This is a genomic window from Rhizobium sp. FG96 (genome assembly GCF_057808655.1).
In genome coordinates this window covers 49,757-69,334 of sequence record NZ_JBMDIL010000006.1, presented here as the reverse complement: position 1 = coordinate 69,334, position 19,578 = coordinate 49,757, and the positions used below count along the sequence as shown (strand labels likewise).

Genomic DNA, 19,578 nt, shown 5'->3' with positions numbered 1-19,578 from the left:
CATTGGAGGTTCATCAAGCAGGACTAATGCACTCCGAGACGAAGGCCCTGGATTGCAAGGAAGAGCATGATGTTCGAGCTGAAGAATGTCACCCGCCGTTTTGGCAAAAAGCTGGCAGTGGATTCCGTAACGCTCGATATTCCCCAGGGTCAGATGGTCGGTATTATCGGCCGTTCCGGCGCCGGCAAATCGACGCTCCTGCGGATGATCAACCGCCTGCAGGAGCCGACCTCCGGCTCCATCCGTTTCGGCGGCGTCGAAGTCTCCTCGCTGCGTGGCGAGGCGCTTCGCAACTGGCAGCGCGACTGCGCGATGATCTTCCAGCAGTTCAATCTCGTACCGCGTCTCGATGTCCTGACCAACGTCATGCTCGGCCGCCTGAACCATCGCCCGACGATGCTTTCGCTCCTCAACATCTTCAGCCGTGAAGAGCGCATCCATGCGATCGCCGCTCTCGAGCGCCTCGGCATCGAGCAGACGGCGCTGCAGCTTGCCGGTACGCTTTCGGGCGGTCAGCAGCAGCGTGTGGCAATCGCCCGTGCCCTGATGCAGAAGCCGAAGATGGTGCTGGCCGACGAGCCGATCGCCTCGCTCGACCCGCTGAACGCCAAGATCGTCATGGACGCGCTGCGCGACATCAATGAGCGCGAAGGCATCACCGTCATCACCAACCTGCACACGCTCGACACGGCGCGCAGCTACTGCGAGCGGATCGTCGGCATGGCCGGCGGGCGCGTCGTATTCGACGGCAAGCCGGCCGATCTCGACGCTTCGGCCGTCAAGGAAATCTATGGCACCGACAAGGACGGCGCCGGCATCGACGAAACCATGACGTCGACATCGATCAACATTCCCGCGGCAGCTGCCGCCCATCAATCCGCCGGCCTGCAACCGCTGGCGTTGGCCGGTCTCTGAGCGAGACGGCTGCGATCGACCGCCCGCGTCAAGGGCACAGTTCTTCGTAACAGAGAGACCACCGGGGACACCGGTCAATCAGGAGAAGTACCATGTTGAAGAAAGCACTCTTTGCCGCGACGGCGCTTTTCGCGCTGGCCGGCGTCTCGCATGCTGCAGACCTCAAGGAATTCCGCGTCGGCATTCTCGGCGGCGAAAACGAAACCGACCGTCTGCGTAACTACGCCTGCCTCGCCGACCACCTGAAGCAGGAATTCGGCTTCGAGAAGGTTTCGCTCTTCCCGGCCGCCGACTATGACGGCGTTATCCAGGGCCTGCTCGGCGGCACGCTCGACTTCGCAGAACTCGGCGCTTCCGGCTACGCAGCCGTCTACCTGAAGGACGCAACGGCCGTTACCCCGATCCTGACGACGCAGCAGAAGGACGGCTCGACCGGCTACTACTCGATCGGTCTCGCTCTGAAGTCCTCCGGCATCAAGACGATCGCCGACGCCAAGGGCAAGAAGCTCGGCTACGCTGATCCGGACTCCACCTCGGGCTACCTCGTTCCGCTGACGCAGATCCCGAAGGACACGGGCATGCCGAACGACCAGTTCTTCGCCTCCACGCAGTTCAACGGCGGCCACGAGAACAACCTTCTCGCTGCCTATGACGGCAAGGTCGACGTTGCTGTCGACGACAGCTCGGGCATCGGCGATTTCAAGGACGGCTACACCTCCGGCACCTTCCGCAAGGAAGTCGACAAGGGCGCAGTTGACCCGAACAAGCTGGTCGAAGTCTGGCGCTCGCCGCTGATCCCGAACGGCCCGCTCGTCGTTCGCAATGAGCTCGGCGAAGAGTGGCAGAAGAAGCTGGCTGCCTTCTTCACGGCGCTGCCGGAGAAGGACCACAAGTGCTTCACCGCCATCGAAGGCGGCGACTACAAGGGCTACGCCCCGGTTACGCACGAATTCTACAACGCCGTTGTAGACGTTCGTAAGGCTGCCATCGGCGGCTGATCGACCTGCATTCATCGGGGGCGGCCGTCATCGGCCGCCCTTTTTCCTGCGAAGAAGCGGACGACCCCATGACCCTTGCCGATTCCCGGACCCACACGCCCGAACTCCAGCAGAGCAGCCGCGATATCGGCGATGCCTGGGGCCGCATGGTGTCTCGCCGCCGTCTTTACACCGGCATCGGCCTCGTCCTGCTGCTGATCGCCTTCGTGAGCTCCGTGCGCTTTGCCGACGAGAGCAATGCCGGCCATTTCTTCGACCGCCTTCCGCATCTCTTCGACTTCCTGAATTGGCTTATTCCAAAGGACTGGCACGACGTCTGGCGCGCGCTATTCGACATTGCGAGCCCGAACGACAAGGGCGGCGAGGAGTTCAACTTCGCCAAGGGCCGGGTCTACGTTTTCGGCGATTTCTATATCCCTGAATATTTCGAGCTGATGATCATCACGATCAACGTCGCTCTCGTATCGACGATCATCGGTTTCATCTTTGCGGTGCCGCTGAGCTTCTTCGCCGCTCGCAACCTCACCAAGAACTGGCCGCTGCGCGTCTTCGCCAAGCGAGTCATGGAATTCCTGCGCGCCTTCCCGGAGATCGTTATCGCCGGCCTGTTCTCTGCCATACTTTCGATCGGCCCGGTCGCTGCCATCATCGCCGTGTCGCTGCATACGATCGGCGCGCTCGGCAAGCTGTTCTACGAAGTCGTCGAGAATATCGACATGAAGCCGGATGAGGGCATGAAGGCGGTCGGCGCCAACTGGCTGGAGCGCGTGCGCTTCGCCGCCATGCCGCAGGTTCTGCCGAATTTCGCCTCCTATGCGCTGCTGCGTCTGGAGATCAACGTGCGTGCTTCGACCATCATCGGTGCGGTCGGCGGCGGCGGTATCGGTGAAGAGCTGAAGCTCTCCATCTCGCGCGGCTTCGGCGCCAAGACGGTCGCTCTCGTGCTGCTGCTCTTCATCACCATCGTTGCGGTCGACCAGTTCTCCGCATGGCTGCGCCGCCGCCTGGTTGGCGAGCACGCTTTCCTTCTGCAACATTGAGGCCCGCCATGACGGTTATCGACGCAAACCGGATGCACGAGATCGAGGCGCGCTATCCCGAATATTTCCACCGCTCCTTCCGCCAACGCTTCGGCGGACTGCTCGCGGTCATCGCGACGCTGCTTTATGGCATGTATGCCGTCTGGTTCTTCGATCTGCCGAAGCTGCTGGCCGAGGCGCACTGGGAGCGCGTCGGCATCTATATGAGCCAGTGGGTGAGCTATGACGTTCAGCCCGAATTCCGCATTCAGGACGACGGCTCGATCGAGACCCGCTATCCGCGCTTCTCGCCGCTCGGCGACGATCCGCATCCTGAATGGGTGAAGAACGAGCCCGGTAGCGTCACCGTCTTCGTCAGCGGCACGAACCGCACTGTCGTGGTCACCAAGGCGATGACGACGGTGACGGCACACGGCATCAGCGTTCCTGTCGACCTGTCGTCGGGCCAGCCGAAGGTCGTCGGCGAAGTGCCCTCCTGGATGACTGTCTATGACGACAACGTGCTGGCCGATCTCGGCTTTGCCGGGGATGTCAGCATCGCATCGGACCGCGTGAAGGTGCGCAAGCGCTTCCTTGGATGGGCGAACTTCGTCTTCGACACGCATTCGCCGTTCTTCGACAAGCCGGCCAGTGAAGTCGCCAGCCTGATCGTTTCAGGTCCGCGTCTCGACCCCAGCCAGTCGAACCTCTCGCTCGCCTTCGACAATATCTGGAACAACTCGGCCTGGCAGCATGGCGACGTCTGGACCAAGCTCTTCCAGACGATCGTGATGGCCTTCCTCGGCACGCTGCTCGGCTCACTGGCGGCCTTCCCGCTCGCCTTCCTGGCCGCCCGCAACATCACGCCGAACCGGTTTCTGAACCAGATCCTGAAGCGCTTCTTCGACTTCCTGCGCTCGGTCGACATGCTGATCTGGGCGCTGTTCCTGACGCGCGCCTTCGGCCCTGGCCCGCTTGCAGGCTCCGGCGCGATCTTCCTGACGGAGACCGGCACGCTCGGAAAGCTCTATTCCGAAGGTCTCGAAAACATCGACAACAAGCCGCGCGAAGGCATCAAGTCGACGGGCGCCTCGACGATTCTGGTCCATCGCTACGGTGTCATGCCGCAGATCGTTCCTGTGATCGTCAGCCAGACGCTCTACCAGTGGGAATCGAATGTCCGTGGCGCGACGATCATTGGGGCCGTCGGTGCCGGCGGTATCGGCCTCAAGCTCTGGGAAGCGATGCGCACGAATTCCAACTGGGAAAACGTCGCCTACATGGTCATCCTGATCCTGATCGTCGTCTTCCTGTTCGACATGGCCTCGAACGCGCTGCGCCACCGGCTAATGGGCACCAAGACGCATTAAAAAGATGATGGCGCCACGGCGTCATCATCATTCTGTCACGGAAATCTTTTAGCCGGAAGCAAGCTTGCAGTCCGCGGTCAAATCACTGACATTGCGACCCCTGCCTCAGACATTTTTCCGGGATAAGACCTTTGCGATACGCCCTCTATTTTTCGCCGCCGCAGGATGATTCCCTGACGCGCGCCGCTGCAGAATGGCTCGGCCGCGATGCCTTTTCTGACGAAACTTACCCGGCTCCCGAAGAGCCCGGCCTGCCCGGCGCGGAGCAGTTCGAGCTGACCGCCGATCCCCGCCGCTACGGCTTCCACGCGACGATCAAGGCGCCCTTTGCGCTTGCCGCTTCGGTGACGGAAAAGGATCTGATGGCTGTGGTCGAGGATTTTGCGGCGCGCACGCCGGCCTTCGAGATTCCCGAACTTGTGCTCGGGCAACTCGGCCGCTTCTTCGCGCTCGTGCCCGGCGCGCTGCATCAGCCGCTTCAGGATTTCGCCGCAAGCGTGGTAAGGTCCTTCGAGCCGTTTCGTGCCGCCCTTTCGGAGGCCGACATTGCCCGGCGCAAACCCGAGAAGCTGACGGAAAGCCAGCGCGCCAATCTGATGCGCTGGGGCTATCCCTACGTCATGGACGACTTCGGCTTCCACATGACGCTGACCGGGCAGGTTCCCGAGGAGCGCTCCGCGCTGATGAAATCGATCCTGGAACAGCGCTTTGCCGCCTTCACCGGCCGGCCGCTTCCGATTTCCGGCATTGCCGTCTTCACCGAGGAGACGCGCGGCGCCCCATTCAAGGCTCATAGCTGGCTGCCGCTTGCCGGCGCCAAACGCTGAAAGACGACACAATGACCAAAGAAACCGTTTTTTCCAATGCACGCATCGTTCTCGAGGACGAGGTCGTCAACGGCTCCCTGCTGATCCGCGACGGCAAGATCGCCGATATCTCCGAAGGCAACTCGGCTGCCGGCGAGGATTTTGAGGGCGACTACCTCATTCCGGGTCTGGTGGAGCTTCATACCGACCACCTCGAAGGCCACTACTCGCCGCGCCCCGGCCTGCGCTGGAACATGACGGCAGCCATTCAGGCGCATGACGCCCAGATCGTCACGTCGGGTATCACCACTGTTTTCGACTGCCTGCGCATGGGCGCCGACGAAGACGGCGGTTTCGACCATGGCGAGATGCGCGACATGGCCGACGCCATCCAGAAGGCCGAGCAGGAAGGGCGTCTGCGCGCCGAGCACCTGCTGCATCTGCGCTGCGAGGTTTCCGCCGACAACGTGCTCGAGCATTTCGCCGACTTCGAGAACGACCCCTATGTGCGTCTCGTCTCGCTGATGGACCACGCGCCCGGCCAGCGCCAGTTCCAGACCATGGACCAGTACATCTTCTACTACCAGAAGAAGCGCGGTCTTTCGGACGAGGTGTTCGCCAAGTTCATCGAGAAGCGGCTTGCCGAATCGGCCCGCAATTCGACGCCGCATCGCGCCGCGATTTCGCAGGTCTGCAAGGAGCGCGGCATCACCATTGCCAGCCATGACGACGCGACGCTGGAACATGTCGACGAAGCGATTGAGAACGGTGTTCGTCTTGCCGAATTCCCGACCAGCTTCGACGCCGCGAAGGCATCGCACGAACACGGCATGAGCGTGCTGATGGGCGCACCGAACATCGTGCGCGGCAAGTCGCATTCCGGCAATATCGCCGCCCGCGACCTCGCCGAACGTGGCGTGCTCGACGTTCTCTCGTCCGACTACGTGCCGCTGAGCATGCTCTATGCGCCGTTCATCATCGCCGACGAGGTTGAATCCATCTCACTGCCGAAGGCGATCGCCATGGTCACCTCGACGCCGGCCCGCACCGTCAGCCTCGACGACCGCGGCCGCATCGCCACCGGCCTGCGCGCCGATCTGGTGCGTGTCTTCCGTGACGAGGGCGTTCCGGTGACGCGTTCCGTCTGGCGCGAAGGGCGCCGTGTCGCATGAACCCGTCGCACGAACCCCACATCGTTCCGGGCACCGAACACGGCATCATGGTCGTCGTCGTCGGCCCGAGCGGCGCCGGCAAGGATACGCTGATGGCGCTCGCCGCCCAGCATTTCGGCAGCCGCCCCAATGTTCACTTCGTCCGCCGCGTCATCACCCGTGACGGCGATGCCGGCGGCGAGGATCATCTCGCCGTTTCCGAAGCCGGGTTCGCATCGATGGAACAGTCCGGCAGCTTCGCCGTCTGGTGGGAAGCGCATGGCCTGAAATACGGCATTCCGGCTGAGGTGTCGGTCGCGCTGTCGAAGGGGCATCTGGTGATCGCCAATGGCTCCCGCTCGGCGCTGCATCGCTTCCACGCCGCTTTCCCGCGGCTGAAGGTGATCAATGTCACGGCGCGTCCGGAAGTGCTCGCCGGCCGCCTGGAAGCGCGTGGCCGCGAAACGCACGAGGACATCATGGCCCGCCTCGCCCGTGGTTCGCTGACGGTGCGCGGCGACTATGACGTGATCAATCTCGACAATAGCGGGTCTCTGGCCGAAGCCGAGCGCAAGATCATCGACACGATGAACGGTTTTCTGGCGGAAGTCGCCTGACGGGGGAGAGATCATGGCCATCGTCGTCCTGCCTTATGATGACAGATGGCCCGAACTCTTCGCACAGGTCTGCAGTGAGCTTGCGCCGATCTTTGCGGGACTGGCGCCGGCTTTCCACCATGTCGGCAGCACGTCCGTTCCCGGTCTCGCGGCAAAGCCGAAGATCGACCTGCATGCCGCCTTCGCGGATCTGGCCGCCGTCGCCGCAGCGGTCGAGACGATGCAGGGCGTTGCCGGCTACACCCATCATGGCGACAAGTACGGCGATCAGAGCTGGACCTTTACCAGCGGCAAGGGATCGTATGGAGCGCGGCTTTATCTCTGCACAGCAGACAACCACGTGCTCCGCGACCGTATCCTGTTTCGCGACTATCTCAGGACCCATCCCGAGCGGGCCGATGCCTATGCCGCACTAAAGCTGCGGCTGATGAGCGAGGCCAATGACGATTGGGATTATTATACCGGCGGCAAAACGGAATTCGTTCGCGAGACGGTGCGGCTGGCGCAGCTGTAAGGTTTGAGGGACTTCCCCCTCAAACCCTGATCTTTATTCGCCCTCGTTCCGGGCCGAGACGATTTCGCGCTTGCCGACATGGTTTGCCGGGCCGACGAGGCCTTCCTTTTCCATGCGTTCGACGAGCGATGCGGCGCGGTTATAGCCGATGCCGAGGCGGCGCTGGATGTAGGAGGTCGAGCACTTCTTGTCGCGCAGGACGACCTTGACCGCCTGCTGATAGAGCTCGTCGCCATCCTCGGCGCCCATGGCGCTCTTGTCGAAGACGGCGCTGTCTTCGGCTTCCTCTTCGTCCTCGTCACCTGCCGTGACCGTATCCAGATATTCCGGACGGCCCTGGGTCTTCAGATGGGCCACGACCTTCTCGACCTCGAGATCGGAGACGAAGGGACCGTGGACACGGGCGATGCGGCCGCCGCCCTGCATATGCAGCATGTCGCCCTGGCCAAGCAGCTGTTCGGCACCCTGTTCGCCAAGGATCGTGCGGCTGTCGATCTTCGAGGTGACCTGGAAGGAGATGCGAGTCGGGAAGTTTGCCTTGATCGTACCGGTGATGACATCCACCGAGGGACGCTGGGTCGCCATGATCAGGTGGATGCCGGCGGCACGCGCCATCTGCGCCAGGCGCTGGATCGCGCCTTCGATGTCCTTGCCGGCCACCATCATCAGGTCAGCCATCTCGTCGACGATGACGACGATATAAGGCATCGGCGTCAGGTCGAGTTCCTGCTGCTCCTCGATCGGCGCACCGGTGCCCTTGTCGAAGCCGACCGGGACCATGATGTGGATCGTCTCATCCTTCTCGCGGGCCTGCGCCACGCGGCCGTTATAGCCGTCGATATTGCGCACGCCGAGGCGCGACATCTTGCGATAGCGCTCTTCCATCTCGCGAACCGCCCATTTCAGCGCCATGACGGCCTTCTTGGGATCGGTGACAACGGGGGTCAGCAGATGCGGGATGCCGTCATAGACGGAGAGTTCCAGCATCTTCGGATCGACCATGATCAAGCGGCACTGTTCCGGCGACATGCGGTAGAGCAGCGACAGGATCATCGTGTTGATCGCGACCGACTTGCCCGAACCCGTGGTACCGGCAACGAGCAGATGCGGCATCTTCGCAAGTTCGGCGATGACAGGCTCGCCACCGATCGTCTTGCCGAGGCCGAGCGCCAGCTTGTAGCTGCTCTTGGCGAAATCCTGGCTTTCGATCATCTCGCGGAAATAGACGGTTTCACGCGTCTGGTTCGGCAGTTCGATACCGATGACATTGCGGCCGGGAACGACGGCGACGCGGGCCGAAAGGGCCGACATCGAGCGGGCGATGTCATCCGCAAGGCCGATGACGCGCGAGGACTTCACGCCCGGTGCAGGCTCGAATTCATAGAGCGTGACGACAGGACCCGGGCGGACATGGATGATCTCGCCCTTGATGCCGAAATCTTCGAGAACGCTTTCCAGCAGGCCGGCATTCTGTTCCAGCGCTTCCTGCGTCATGATCTCGCCCAAGCGCTCGGGCGGCTGCTGCAGCAGTTCGTTCGGCGGGAATTCGTAGCCGGATGCGTCGACCTTGGCGGCGGCGGGTTTTGCAGCGGCAAGACGCGGCGCCGGCATCGTCACGGGCGCGACGGCGGGCGTGCGGACCGGGATCGGCGCGATCGGCTGTATGCGGGCTTCTACCGGCACCGGCTGCGGCGCGGGAGCGGCGGCCTCAACCGGCTTTGCCACGGGCGGAGCGACCACGAGGGCTGGCGCGACAGGCTGCGGTGCCACGGCGACGGGCGCTGGTGCAACGGCGATTGGAGCAACGGCCGGGGCCGTCTCGGTACGCCGGTGCGGGTGCCATTCCATGACACGGAAACTGGCGATGATCGACTCGGGCGATACCTCGACCCTCGGCATCGGAACCGGCTGGAACTGCGGCGCGGCGGGCACGGCGCCATCTTCGAAAGCCATGACTTCCCAGAAGGCGAAATCCGAAATCGACGCGAGCTCACCGGCTGCGTGATACGGCTCAGCCGCGACGGGCGCTTCGGGGAGTGGTGCGACCTGAACAGGTGCGGCAGGCTGGACCGGTGTGCGGACGATCGGCAGCAAGGGGGCCCGTGTGGGCTGAACCGGGACGCGGGCAACAACAGGCGGTACCGGCGTGCGGACGATGGGCGCGGTCTGCGGCGCGTGAGTGTGGGCGTCGAAGGGTACGTCGACGACGATCGGCGTGCGGCTCTCGGCAGCGATAGGCGCCTCGTCCATGTATGGCGCGGGCTCATCCAGCTGCGGGATTTCGGGCGGGGTACGGCGCAACAGGTTTTCCGGCGTGCGGGTGAACCGGACGTTCGGCGCCAGGGAAAAATTGCTCTGCCAGATCGGCGCCGACGGGCGCTCGCCTGCGCCCTCTTCAGCGTCATGCACGTCAACTTCCGCGGAAAACTCCGCGGCATCCGTCAAGTTCGTTCTGGGAAAACGCATACGACCTGCTGCTCACTCAAATTACCGACCTGAACGGATTAGAAAATGAAGGTTAATAAGTTCCTTCCGTCGGCACTAAAATTGCGCAGGCATTTCGCCCTTAATGTAGCGAAATCAGATACTTGTCTCTTTAAGAAAAATCTTCGGGAAAGTTGGACGAAGCGCTCAGTGCGCTTCATCCCAGTTGCTAGCCGCGCGCGCATCAACCTTGAGCGGAACGCGCATTTCGAGCGCCGGCATGGTGGCGTTTTCCATGACCGAGACGATGATCGGCATGGCCTTTTCGACCTCTGCATCCTCGACTTCGAAGATCAGTTCGTCGTGGACCTGCAGCAGCATGCGCACGCGATCGCCAATACCGGCCTCGGCAAGCGCCGGTTCCATCTTGATCATGGCGCGGCGGATGACATCGGCGGCCGAGCCCTGGATCGGCGCGTTGATCGCAGCGCGTTCGTTGAAGGCGCGGACGGAGGGATTCGAGGAACGGATTTCCGGATAGTTGATTCGCCGGCCGAAGATCGTCTCGACGTAGCCCTTGTCGCGTGCCATCTGCTTGCGGCTGTCCATGTAATCGCGGATGCCAGGGAAACGCTCGAAATACTTCTTGATGTAATCGCCGGCTTCCGAGCGCTCGATCGACAGCTGGTTTGCCAGACCGAAGGCGGAAATGCCGTAGATGATGCCGAAGTTGATCGCCTTGGCGCGGCGGCGCACTTCGCTCGGCATGCCTTCGACGGGCACGCCGAACATTTCCGAGGCGGTCATCGCGTGGATGTCCACACCATCGGCGAAAGCCTGCGTCAGTTGCGGGATATCAGCAACGTGGGCGAGCACGCGCAGCTCGATCTGGCTGTAGTCGGCCGAGATCAGCTTGTGGCCGGGCGTCGAGATGAAGGCGGTGCGGATTTTGCGGCCTTCGGCGGTGCGAACCGGAATGTTCTGCAGGTTTGGCTCCGACGACGACAGACGGCCGGTCGTGGTGGAGGCCAGCGAATAGGAGGTGTGCACGCGCTTGGTCTGCGGGTGGACATATCCCGGCAAGGCATCGGTATAGGTCGATTTCAGCTTGGTGAGCTGACGCCAGTCGACGATCTTGCGCGGCAGTTCGAAACCGGCAGCGGCCAAGTCTTCGAGGACACTTGCCGAGGTCGACCACTGGCCGGTCTTGGTCTTGGTGCCGCCTTCTAGGCCCATCTTGCCGAACAGGATATCGCCGAGCTGCTTCGGCGAGCCGATGGTGAAGCGCTCACCGGCGAGCGTGAAGATCTCGTCTTCGAGACGCGCGGCACCTTGTGCCAGCTCGCCGGAGAGACGCGACAGGATTTGCCGGTCGACGGTGATGCCGCGCTCTTCCATATTGGCGAGCACCGGCAGCAGCGGGCGTTCCAGGCGTTCATAGATCGTCGTCAGCTTGTTGGCCGCGAGCCGCGGCTTCAGCACCATCCAGAGCCGCAGCGTCACATCGGCATCCTCTGCCGCATAGTGCGTGGCCTTGGCGATATCGACGAGGTCGAAGGTGACGTTCGACTTACCGCTTCCCGCAACGTCCTTGTAGGCGATCGGCTTGTGGCCGAGGAATTTTTCGGACAGCGGGTCCATGCCGTGCGCGCCGGTACCGGCGTCGAGCACATAGGAGATCAGCATCGTGTCGTCGAAATTCTTCGTCTCGACGCCGTAGCGCTTCATCAGCAGGTAATCGTACTTCAGGTTCTGGGCGACCTTCAGGACCGATTCGTCCTCAAGCAGCGCCTTCAGCCGCGGCAGCGCATCGCGCATCGGGATCTGATTTTCGGCGAGCCCGCCGCCCAGGAGATCGCCGAAGCCGGTCTTGTGGCCGATCGGCACGTAGGCGGCGCGGATCGACACGCCGGTCGGATCCTTGGCATTGTCGGCAATCGCCAGCGAGAAGCCGACGAGCTCCGCCTGCATCGCATCAAGCGACGTCGTCTCGGTGTCGAAGGCGACGAGGCCGGTTTCACGGGCGGCGGCGATCCACTGATCGAGCGTCGCGATATCGCGGATCGTCAGATAGGTCGAATGATCGAAGGGCAGCGATGCGAAGGCGGCAGCGCGCTGTGCGGCGAGATCTTCAGCCACGAAGCTGCCTTCGACGGCGGCAGCCTTGGCCTTTGAAGGCACCGGCACGGCAGCGCCGGCAACCTCGGGAATGCCACCGGCGACGGGCTCGGGCTCGGCCGCATCGAGATCCGGACCATGGGCCTTGTCGCCCCATTCGACCTGGACATCCGTCGCGTCGATAGCGCTGGCATCGCATTCGCAAGCTTCGGCGACACGGCGCGTCAGCGTGGTGAACTGCATGGCCTTCAGAAAGCCGATCAGCTTCGGGCCGTTCTGCGGCTCAAGCACCAGATCCTCAACCTTAAGCTCCAACGGAACGTCGAGACGCAGACGGACGAGCTCACGGGAAAGACGCGCCTTGTCGGCATTCTCCATGATCGTCTGACGGCGCTTTTCCTGCTTGATCTCGTGGGCGCGCTCGAGAAGCGTGTCGAGATCGCCATACTCGGCGAGCAGCGAGGCTGCGGTCTTCGGACCGATGCCGGGAATTCCCGGCACGTTGTCGACGGAATCGCCGGTCATCGCCTGCAGATCGATCATCTTTTCCGGCGGCACGCCCCATTTCTCGACGACGTCAGGAATGCTGATCTGCTTGTCCTTCATGCTGTCGTACATGTGGACATTCGCCGTCACCAGCTGCATCAGATCCTTGTCCGAAGAGACGATGGTGACATCGGCGCCGATCGCTTCAGCCTGACGGGCGTAGGTGGCGATGATATCGTCGGCCTCGAAACCTTCGGTCTCGATGCAGGGGAGATTGAAGGCGCGCGTCGCTTCACGGATCAGGCCGAACTGCGGGATCAGCTCCTCGGGCGGCGCGGATCTGTTCGCCTTGTAGGCGTCATAGAGATCCTTGCGGAAGGTCTTCGATGAATAGTCGAAGATGACGGCCAGATGCGTCGGCGTGACGCCCACGGACGTGTCGCGCGCATCCGTCAGAAGCTTCCACAGCATGTTGCAGAAACCGGAGACGGCGCCCACCGGCAGACCGTCTGATTTGCGGGTCAACGGCGGCAGCGCATGGAATGCGCGAAAGATGAAGCCCGAGCCGTCTACGAGGAAGAGATGATCGCCTTTTTTCATGGCAGCATGGATAGCGTGGAGGCCTCGCGAAATCCATATAAAGTTCTGTTGCGTTTCGGATTCAGCCCTTCACCGAACTGTTACCAATTTATAATCGGCGGCTTATTCGCCTTCCCTTGAAAAACCACATTCCGGATCACAATTCAGAGTCACCGGCGTTTGATCGCGCCGAGGGTTTGGTGACCGGCTTGTCCCCCGCCGCATCAAACTTGGACAAAGGCCTTATCCCCCTCTCCGGGCCTTTGTCCCCATTTTTGAGCCGCCATGGTCCACCTCCTGACCATGGCGGCTTTGTTTTCTGTATCAATGGATAAATCTGAAGCAAAAAGGCCACTTTTGATCCATCGCATGCGATTTGTTGCATTGTTTCAGTCCGGCTTTTGGGCCTAACTACAATCATGGGATTTAATCGGATGGATTCGGGAGCCTACCTTGCCAGCCAGCTGGCGAAGGGTTTTGCCCGCTCGCTGCAACAGCGCGCGGGGCGGCTCGGCTTTTCGCCCGGACAGTTTCCGATCCTGCTCGAACTCTGGGCAGAAGACGGACTTACTCAGAAGCAGCTTCTGGAGCGGGTGGACATCGAGCAGGCGACGATGGCGAACACGCTGTCGCGCATGGTGCGGGACGGCCTCATCGAGCGGCGCCCCCACCCGAGCGACAAGCGGGCACAGCTGATCTTCCTGACGCCGAAGGCACAGGCGATGCAGGACGAGGCCGTCGATACGGCCCGCGAGGCGGATCTGGCCCTCTTCGACGGCTTCAAGACCTTCGAGCGCGAGCTGATGCTGGAATACATCCGCCGGCTTCTGGAAAACGCCAAGAAAATCTGACGTCAGCTCTGACGGGCGGTGGTCCGCTTGAGCTTCAACACCTCTGTTCCCGCATGGGCCGAGAGATAGCTGTCACGCGCCGCCTGCTTGATGCTCGGCTCGATATCCGGCTTGCCGAGCAGCAGGCCCTGGACCTGGGCGCAGCCCTCTTCCATGACGATCCGGCGCTGCACCTCGGTCTCGACGCCTTCGGTGACGACCGGCATGCCGAGGCTGTGACCGAGACCGATGATGGCGCGGACGATGGAGCGCGCCGCGGCATCATGTTCCAGCGCGCCGGTGAAGCTGCGATCCACCTTGATCTTGTCGAAGGGGAAGGTCCTGAGATTGCTGAGCGAGGAGAAGCCGGTGCCGAAGTCATCCATGACGATGCGCACGCCGAGCTCGCGCAGCCTGACGAGCGTTGCCATCACCCGGGCGCGGTCGCGCACCAATGCGGCCTCGGTGATCTCAAGTTCGAGCCGCTGCGGCACCAGCGCCGTCTCGGCAAGAATGCCGGCTATCTGATCGTAGAGATTGGGCAGCATGAACTGCACCGGAGATACATTGACGGCTATCGATAGCGGATCGGGCCAGCGCGCCGCCTCGGTGCAGGCCTGCCGGAGGATCCACTCGCCGAGCTGCACGATCGTGCCGCTCTCCTCGGCGATCGGGATGAAGATGTTCGGCTCACTCATACCATGTCCCGGCCGGTTCCAGCGCATCAGCGCCTCGTAGCCGCTGATCTGATCGGTCTTGGTGTCGATGATCGGCTGGTAGCTGACATGGATCTGGTTGCGAATGATGGCGTGGCGCAGATCATTCTCGATCTGGCGGCGGGTGCGCACCGCTTCGTCCATCTCGGCATCGAAGAAGCAGGCGCTGCCGCGGCCGGCATGCTTGACGCGGTAGAGCGCGGTATCGGCATTGTTGCAGAGATCTTCGGCCGACTTGCCGTCGGACGGGTAGAGCGCAATGCCCATGCTGACGCCGACGGCGGTCGGGTCGCGTGCGGTATCCATGGCGGCGGTGAATTCATCGAGAATGCGGCTTGCAAGCCTGCGGGCCGCTTCCGGCTGCTTGCCCGGCTGGATGATGGCGAACTCGTCGCCACCAAGGCGGGCAACCGTTTCGCCATCGGCGGCGCAACGCTTGAGGATCGCCGCCACCTTGCAGAGGATGCGGTCGCCTTCAGCATGGCCGAAGATGTCGTTCACCGCCTTGAACCGGTCGAGATCGAGGCAGAAGACGGCGACCTGGCCGCGCTTGCGGTGCGCCACCTGCAACGCCTGACGTATGCGGGTATCGAAGAGCGAGCGGTTCGGCAGATCTGTCAGCACGTCGTGATGGGCGAGATGTTCGATCATCTCCTCGGCGCGTTTGCGCTCGGTGAGATCGCGGATGACAAGAACCTCGCAGCCGCGGCCGCGATAGACGATCTTCTTTGCGGCAACCTCGACAGAGATTTCAGTCTCATCCCGCGCAATCAGCAGCATCTCGCGGTGACCGTCGTCTCCAGTGCCGTGCGGGATGAGGACAATATCCGGGACGTTGCCCTGCAGCTCGGCAAACTTCCAGCCGGACAGTTCCTGAAAGCGCTCGTTGGCATCGATGATCCGGCCGTCGCGCAGGATCAACAGGCCTTCAAGCGAGGCGTTCGCAAGGCCGCGCAGATCGGTCAGATGGCTTTCGAGGAAGACAGCGCCGAGCGCGACGAGGATCAGCGCGGTCGAGACAGCCATGACGACGGCTGCCAGCACGTCGGTGGCGATCGCCATGCCGGCAACGTCCTTGGTGGGATCGGGCACCAGCACGATGCCGCTCATCGAGGTGAAATGCAGGGCGCAGATCGAAAGAACGAAGATCAGCGACGAGGCGACGATCCGCCTGGTGCCGCTGAACTTGAAGAATGCGAAGAAGGCGAGTGCGGCGAGCGCGGCACCCGACAAAACGGCGGCGAGCGTGACATAGGGATCATATTCGATCGTTGCCTGCGCCTCGATCGCCTGCATGCCTGTCAGGTGCATGGCGGCAATCGCCAGCGCCATCAGCACGCCGCCGGAAGCAAAGGAATAACCGCTGGTGCCTTCCGAAGCGATGAGGATGGCGCCCCAGGAGCCGGCGATCGCCAAGACGACCGAGAGACTGGTGAGCCACAGGCCGTAGCTGATCGGCAGGCCGCCGTCATAGGCGAGCATGGCGATGAAATGCGTCGCCCAGATGCCGATGCCGCAGGCGAAGGCGGATGCACCGATCCAGACGCGCCGCTGGCCGGCGTCGCATTCCTGCGCCCTTGAGAGGAGCAGCATGGTGGCGAGACTGCCGACCAGACAGACGACGGCTGCAGCGCCGACCAGGCGCCAATCGTGATAATCCCTGATGCAAGCGATCACTGAAAACATCGGCCACCTCACCCTGTTTCCAGCCAAACTAGGTTGCGTTTGCTAAATAACCGTAAATTGCATTAGCAGTTTCTGTTTCGCGATTTATTCGATATAGGACACATATACCTGAAGCCGCGCCTTTCCTCGAAGGGCGCACAGGCAAGGTCTTTTTTCTCCTCGAAACCGCCCGGTCTTTGGTCTATCGTCCGGCCGAAATTTCAAGAGGAGTCGGAAATGACTGACGTCACCCCGGTGCTTTCGCGCGCCGACCAAAATCTCAATTCAAGCCTCGAAAAGCTGTTCGAACTCCTGCGGATCAAGTCGATCTCGACCGATCCGGCCTATAAGGCGGATTGCCGCAAGGCGGCCGAATGGCTGACGGCCTATCTCAAGACGCTCGGCTTCGAGGCCTCGGTGCGCGATACGCCTGGCCATCCGATGGTGGTCGCTCATCACGCCGGCGCGACCGCGGATGCGCCGCATGTGCTGTTCTACGGTCACTACGACGTGCAGCCGGTCGACCCGATCGAACTCTGGGAAAACGACCCGTTCGAGCCGGCGATCAAGGATGCCGGAAACGGCCGCAAAATCCTGACGGGCCGTGGCACGGCTGACGACAAGGGCCAGCTGATGACCTTCGTCGAGGCCTGCCGTGCCTATAAGGAAATCAACGGCGCGCTTCCCTGCCGCGTGACGATCCTGTTCGAAGGTGAAGAAGAATCCGGTTCGCCGTCGCTGAAGCCGTTCCTCGAAGCCAATGCTGCCGAGCTGAAGGCCGATTACGCGCTCGTCTGTGATACCAGCATGTGGGATCATGAGACCCCGGCGATCGCCGCCGCCCTTCGCGGCCTGGTCGGCGAAGAGGTGGTCATCACGGCCGCCGACCGCGACCTGCATTCCGGCCTGTTCGGCGGTGCGGCTGCAAACCCGATCCATATCCTGACGGAAGCGCTTGCCGGCCTGCACGACCAGACGGGCCGCATCACGCTCGAAAACTTCTACGAAGGCGTCGAGGAAACGCCTGCCAATATCAAAGCATCCTGGGAAAAGCTCGGCCAGACGGCGGAGACCTTCCTCGGCCAGGTCGGCCTCTCGGTGCCGTCGGGGGAAAGGGGCCGCTCGGTTCTCGAGCTCACCTGGGCGCGGCCGACGGCAGAAGTGAACGGCATCTGGGGCGGCTATACCGGCGAAGGCTTCAAGACCGTGATCGCGGCCAAGGCTTCGGCGAAGATCTCGTTCCGCCTCGTCGGCAAGCAGTATCCGGCAGCGATCCGCGAAAGCTTCCGGGCCTATATCCGCTCGAAGATCCCGGCCGATTGCTCGGTCGAGTTTCATCCGCACGGCGCCTCGCCGGCAATCCACCTGTCCTACGATTCGCCCGTCATCACCAAGGCGAAGAACGCGCTCTCGGACGAATGGCCGAAGCCGGCCGTCGTCATCGGCATGGGCGGATCGATCCCGATCGTCGGCGATTTCCAGAAGATGCTCGGTATGGAATCGCTCCTCGTCGGCTTCGGCCTTGCCGACGACCGCATTCATTCGCCGAACGAGAAGTACGAGCTCGCCTCCTATCACAAGGGCATCCGTTCCTGGGTGCGTATCCTTGAGGCACTCGCCTGAGACAGAAAAGGCGCGCAGCTCGAAAGAGCGCGCGCCATCCAGACAGACAAAAAGGCCGGCGAAAACCGGCCTTTCGTCATCTGCTTCGCTTCGGTGCCAGTACATCCGTGGTCAAGGAGGAAGCAGATATTGCAGCCAGACTGATCCCGAAAGGTTAACAAACCATTAAAGGCGTTCCGCCTGTCGGGACCGGAAACCGCCGGCGTCCTGCGCCGTTTGCCGTTTCCAGGCTGCTATCCGTTGATCCCTATATCGGTATCGAGCGCCGGCGTTTCAAGAGGCAACCGGACCATTCCTCGTTCAACCTGCATTCATCGGTCAACAGCTACAAGTCTTTGAAAGACAAAGTGAATGAACACCGGCTGATAAAAGTCGGCAAGCGCTCTAGCTATGTCTGAAGCTGGCAGGAAGCCAGATGCAGAAACTTCAGGCGACGGTTTTGCCGCGCCCAATTAGGGAGTTGAAACGTGAGAAACACCCTTCTCAAGATCGCGGCTGCAGGCATGCTTTTGCTCGCTCCCGCAATCGCACAGGCGGCCGAGGGCTTCGCCACGGCGAATGTCAACATGCGCGCTGGCCCGAGCACCGGATACCCGGCCGTTGCCGTGATCCCGGCCGGCGAATCCGTCGAGATACATGGCTGCCTGGCCGATGTTCCCTGGTGCGACGTCGAGTTCTATGGCGGGCGCGGCTGGGTCGCGGGCCGTTACGTTCAGGCGCTCTACCAGAGCCGCCGCGTCTATGTCGGCCCGGAATATTACCGCCCGCTCGGTATCCCGACCGTCGTCTTCAGCGTCGGCAACTATTGGGACCGCTACTATCGCAATCGCGATTTCTATCGTGACCGTGACCGCTGGCGCCGTGGCCCAGATTTTTACCGTCCGCCGCCGCCGCGCGATTTCGATCGCCGCCCGGACTTCGATCGCCGTCCCGACTTCGACAGGCGTCCCGACTTCGACCGGAGGCCGGATTTCGACAGGCGGCCCGACTTCGATCGCCAGCCTGACTTCAACCGGGACCGCGAGCGGAACTTCGATCGCGACCGCGACAATCGCAGGCCTAGTGCCGATCGCGATCAGAACCGCCGTCGCCAGCCAGACGCTCGTCGAGACAACCAAGGCGATGACGCTCGTAAGCAACAACTTCGTAATGACTTCAACCGGATCATCCGCCGCGGCGATGCTAATGAGCAGGGGAATGATCGCCGCAGACCGCCGCGCGGCGCCTGCCAACCGGGGGATCCGAACTGCAACAACTGAACCGAAGGGCGGCTGAAATGCCGCCCTTCTTCTTTTCTTGATGGCGAAGACGAAAAAAGCCCGGCGCTCCGAAGGAGACACCGGGCCTGATTTCGATCGGCGCGTGTTGAGGGGAGACGGCCGATCATGAGCGGAACGTGAGGGGCTGTCCCGCTGCAGAAGAAACAGCCGGGACGCCTAAAGGTTCCAAATTACCAGATAACGACGCTCTTATGCGTCGACACGAGATCGCGCATGGCGGCAAACGGGCCGTGAAGCATCTTCAAACGGCTCTCTTCCATCTTGGTAAGGCGGTACTGCCGAGCGAATTCGGTGACGCTCCAGATTTCCCGCAGACGGGTTTCTTCGATTCTATTGAGATCTATGCTCATAACAAAAATGCCTATGCATTACGCTTATTGCTTTTTTCTTGGGCGCAACATGGCGGCATATATGTCAGTTTTGTGACATTCGCAACGAATGGCAGCCATGCATAAAAGTGCGAGCTA

At 62.0% G+C, this 19,578-nt stretch carries 15 protein-coding genes; 12 read left to right on the top strand and 3 right to left on the bottom strand.

Features of this window, described 5'->3' with window-relative positions; all coding sequences use genetic code 11:
• The first annotated feature begins 69 nt into the window (after nucleotides 1–69).
• The 8 genes from phnC (at nucleotide 70) to ACODR6_RS13290 (ending at nucleotide 7,390) form a co-directional block, all read left to right on the top strand.
• A complete protein-coding gene (phnC, locus tag ACODR6_RS13325) occupies nucleotides 70–915 on the top strand; it encodes a phosphonate ABC transporter ATP-binding protein (protein ID WP_489022624.1) in 846 nt (281 codons plus the stop codon).
• Nucleotides 916–1,007: 92 nt separating this feature from the next.
• A complete protein-coding gene (gene phnD / locus ACODR6_RS13320) occupies nucleotides 1,008–1,913 on the top strand; it encodes a phosphonate ABC transporter substrate-binding protein (RefSeq protein ID WP_489022623.1) in 906 nt (301 codons plus the stop codon).
• Between the two features lie 68 nt (nucleotides 1,914–1,981).
• Entirely contained in the window at nucleotides 1,982–2,953 is a 972-nt protein-coding gene (phnE, locus tag ACODR6_RS13315; protein WP_489022622.1) for a phosphonate ABC transporter, permease protein PhnE, read from the top strand.
• 8 nt (nucleotides 2,954–2,961) lie between these two features.
• Entirely contained in the window at nucleotides 2,962–4,302 is a 1,341-nt protein-coding gene (gene phnE, locus ACODR6_RS13310) for a phosphonate ABC transporter, permease protein PhnE (RefSeq protein ID WP_489022621.1), read from the top strand.
• A gap of 131 nt (nucleotides 4,303–4,433) precedes the next feature.
• Nucleotides 4,434–5,129, top strand: a complete 696-nt coding sequence (locus ACODR6_RS13305; protein ID WP_489022620.1) for a DUF1045 domain-containing protein — start codon at nucleotides 4,434–4,436, stop codon at nucleotides 5,127–5,129.
• An 11-nt stretch (nucleotides 5,130–5,140) separates the two neighbouring features.
• Nucleotides 5,141–6,280 carry an alpha-D-ribose 1-methylphosphonate 5-triphosphate diphosphatase gene (locus tag ACODR6_RS13300; RefSeq protein WP_489022619.1) on the top strand — a complete coding sequence of 380 codons (1,140 nt, stop codon included), beginning with the start codon at nucleotides 5,141–5,143 and terminating at the stop codon, nucleotides 6,278–6,280.
• Complete coding sequence (gene phnN, locus ACODR6_RS13295; RefSeq protein ID WP_130279371.1) at nucleotides 6,277–6,876, top strand: phosphonate metabolism protein/1,5-bisphosphokinase (PRPP-forming) PhnN; 600 nt, start codon at nucleotides 6,277–6,279, stop codon at nucleotides 6,874–6,876. The genes ACODR6_RS13300 and phnN overlap by 4 nt, the downstream gene beginning before the upstream one ends.
• 13 nt (nucleotides 6,877–6,889) lie before the next feature.
• Complete coding sequence (locus ACODR6_RS13290; RefSeq protein WP_489022618.1) at nucleotides 6,890–7,390, top strand: GrpB family protein; 501 nt, start codon at nucleotides 6,890–6,892, stop codon at nucleotides 7,388–7,390.
• Nucleotides 7,391–7,423: 33 nt separating this feature from the next.
• Here ACODR6_RS13290 and ACODR6_RS13285 read toward each other — a convergent pair whose 3' ends face one another.
• A complete protein-coding gene (locus ACODR6_RS13285; protein ID WP_489022617.1) occupies nucleotides 7,424–9,856 on the bottom strand; it encodes a DNA translocase FtsK in 2,433 nt (810 codons plus the stop codon).
• Nucleotides 9,857–10,021: 165 nt separating this feature from the next.
• The gene (gene polA, locus ACODR6_RS13280) at nucleotides 10,022–13,018 is read right to left on the bottom strand and encodes a DNA polymerase I (protein WP_489022616.1); all 2,997 of its coding nucleotides are present in this window, start codon (nucleotides 13,016–13,018) and stop codon (nucleotides 10,022–10,024) included.
• Nucleotides 13,019–13,431: 413 nt separating this feature from the next.
• Between polA and ACODR6_RS13275 the strand changes: the two genes are divergently transcribed.
• A complete protein-coding gene (locus ACODR6_RS13275) occupies nucleotides 13,432–13,848 on the top strand; it encodes a MarR family winged helix-turn-helix transcriptional regulator (protein ID WP_112714154.1) in 417 nt (138 codons plus the stop codon).
• A 2-nt stretch (nucleotides 13,849–13,850) separates the two neighbouring features.
• Here ACODR6_RS13275 and ACODR6_RS13270 read toward each other — a convergent pair whose 3' ends face one another.
• Nucleotides 13,851–16,229, bottom strand: a complete 2,379-nt coding sequence (locus ACODR6_RS13270) for a bifunctional diguanylate cyclase/phosphodiesterase (protein ID WP_489022615.1) — start codon at nucleotides 16,227–16,229, stop codon at nucleotides 13,851–13,853.
• A gap of 216 nt (nucleotides 16,230–16,445) precedes the next feature.
• On the opposite strand from ACODR6_RS13270, the gene ACODR6_RS13265 reads away from it, so the two are divergent.
• The 3 genes from ACODR6_RS13265 (at nucleotide 16,446) to ACODR6_RS13255 (ending at nucleotide 19,566) form a co-directional block, all read left to right on the top strand.
• On the top strand, nucleotides 16,446–17,831 hold the full coding sequence (locus ACODR6_RS13265; RefSeq protein WP_489022614.1) for a M20/M25/M40 family metallo-hydrolase: 1,386 nt from the start codon (nucleotides 16,446–16,448) through the stop codon (nucleotides 17,829–17,831).
• Between the two features lie 467 nt (nucleotides 17,832–18,298).
• Entirely contained in the window at nucleotides 18,299–19,090 is a 792-nt protein-coding gene (locus ACODR6_RS13260) for an SH3 domain-containing protein (protein ID WP_489022613.1), read from the top strand.
• Nucleotides 19,091–19,302: 212 nt separating this feature from the next.
• Complete coding sequence (locus ACODR6_RS13255) at nucleotides 19,303–19,566, top strand: hypothetical protein (protein WP_489022612.1); 264 nt, start codon at nucleotides 19,303–19,305, stop codon at nucleotides 19,564–19,566.
• The last annotated feature ends 12 nt before the right edge of the window (nucleotides 19,567–19,578 follow it).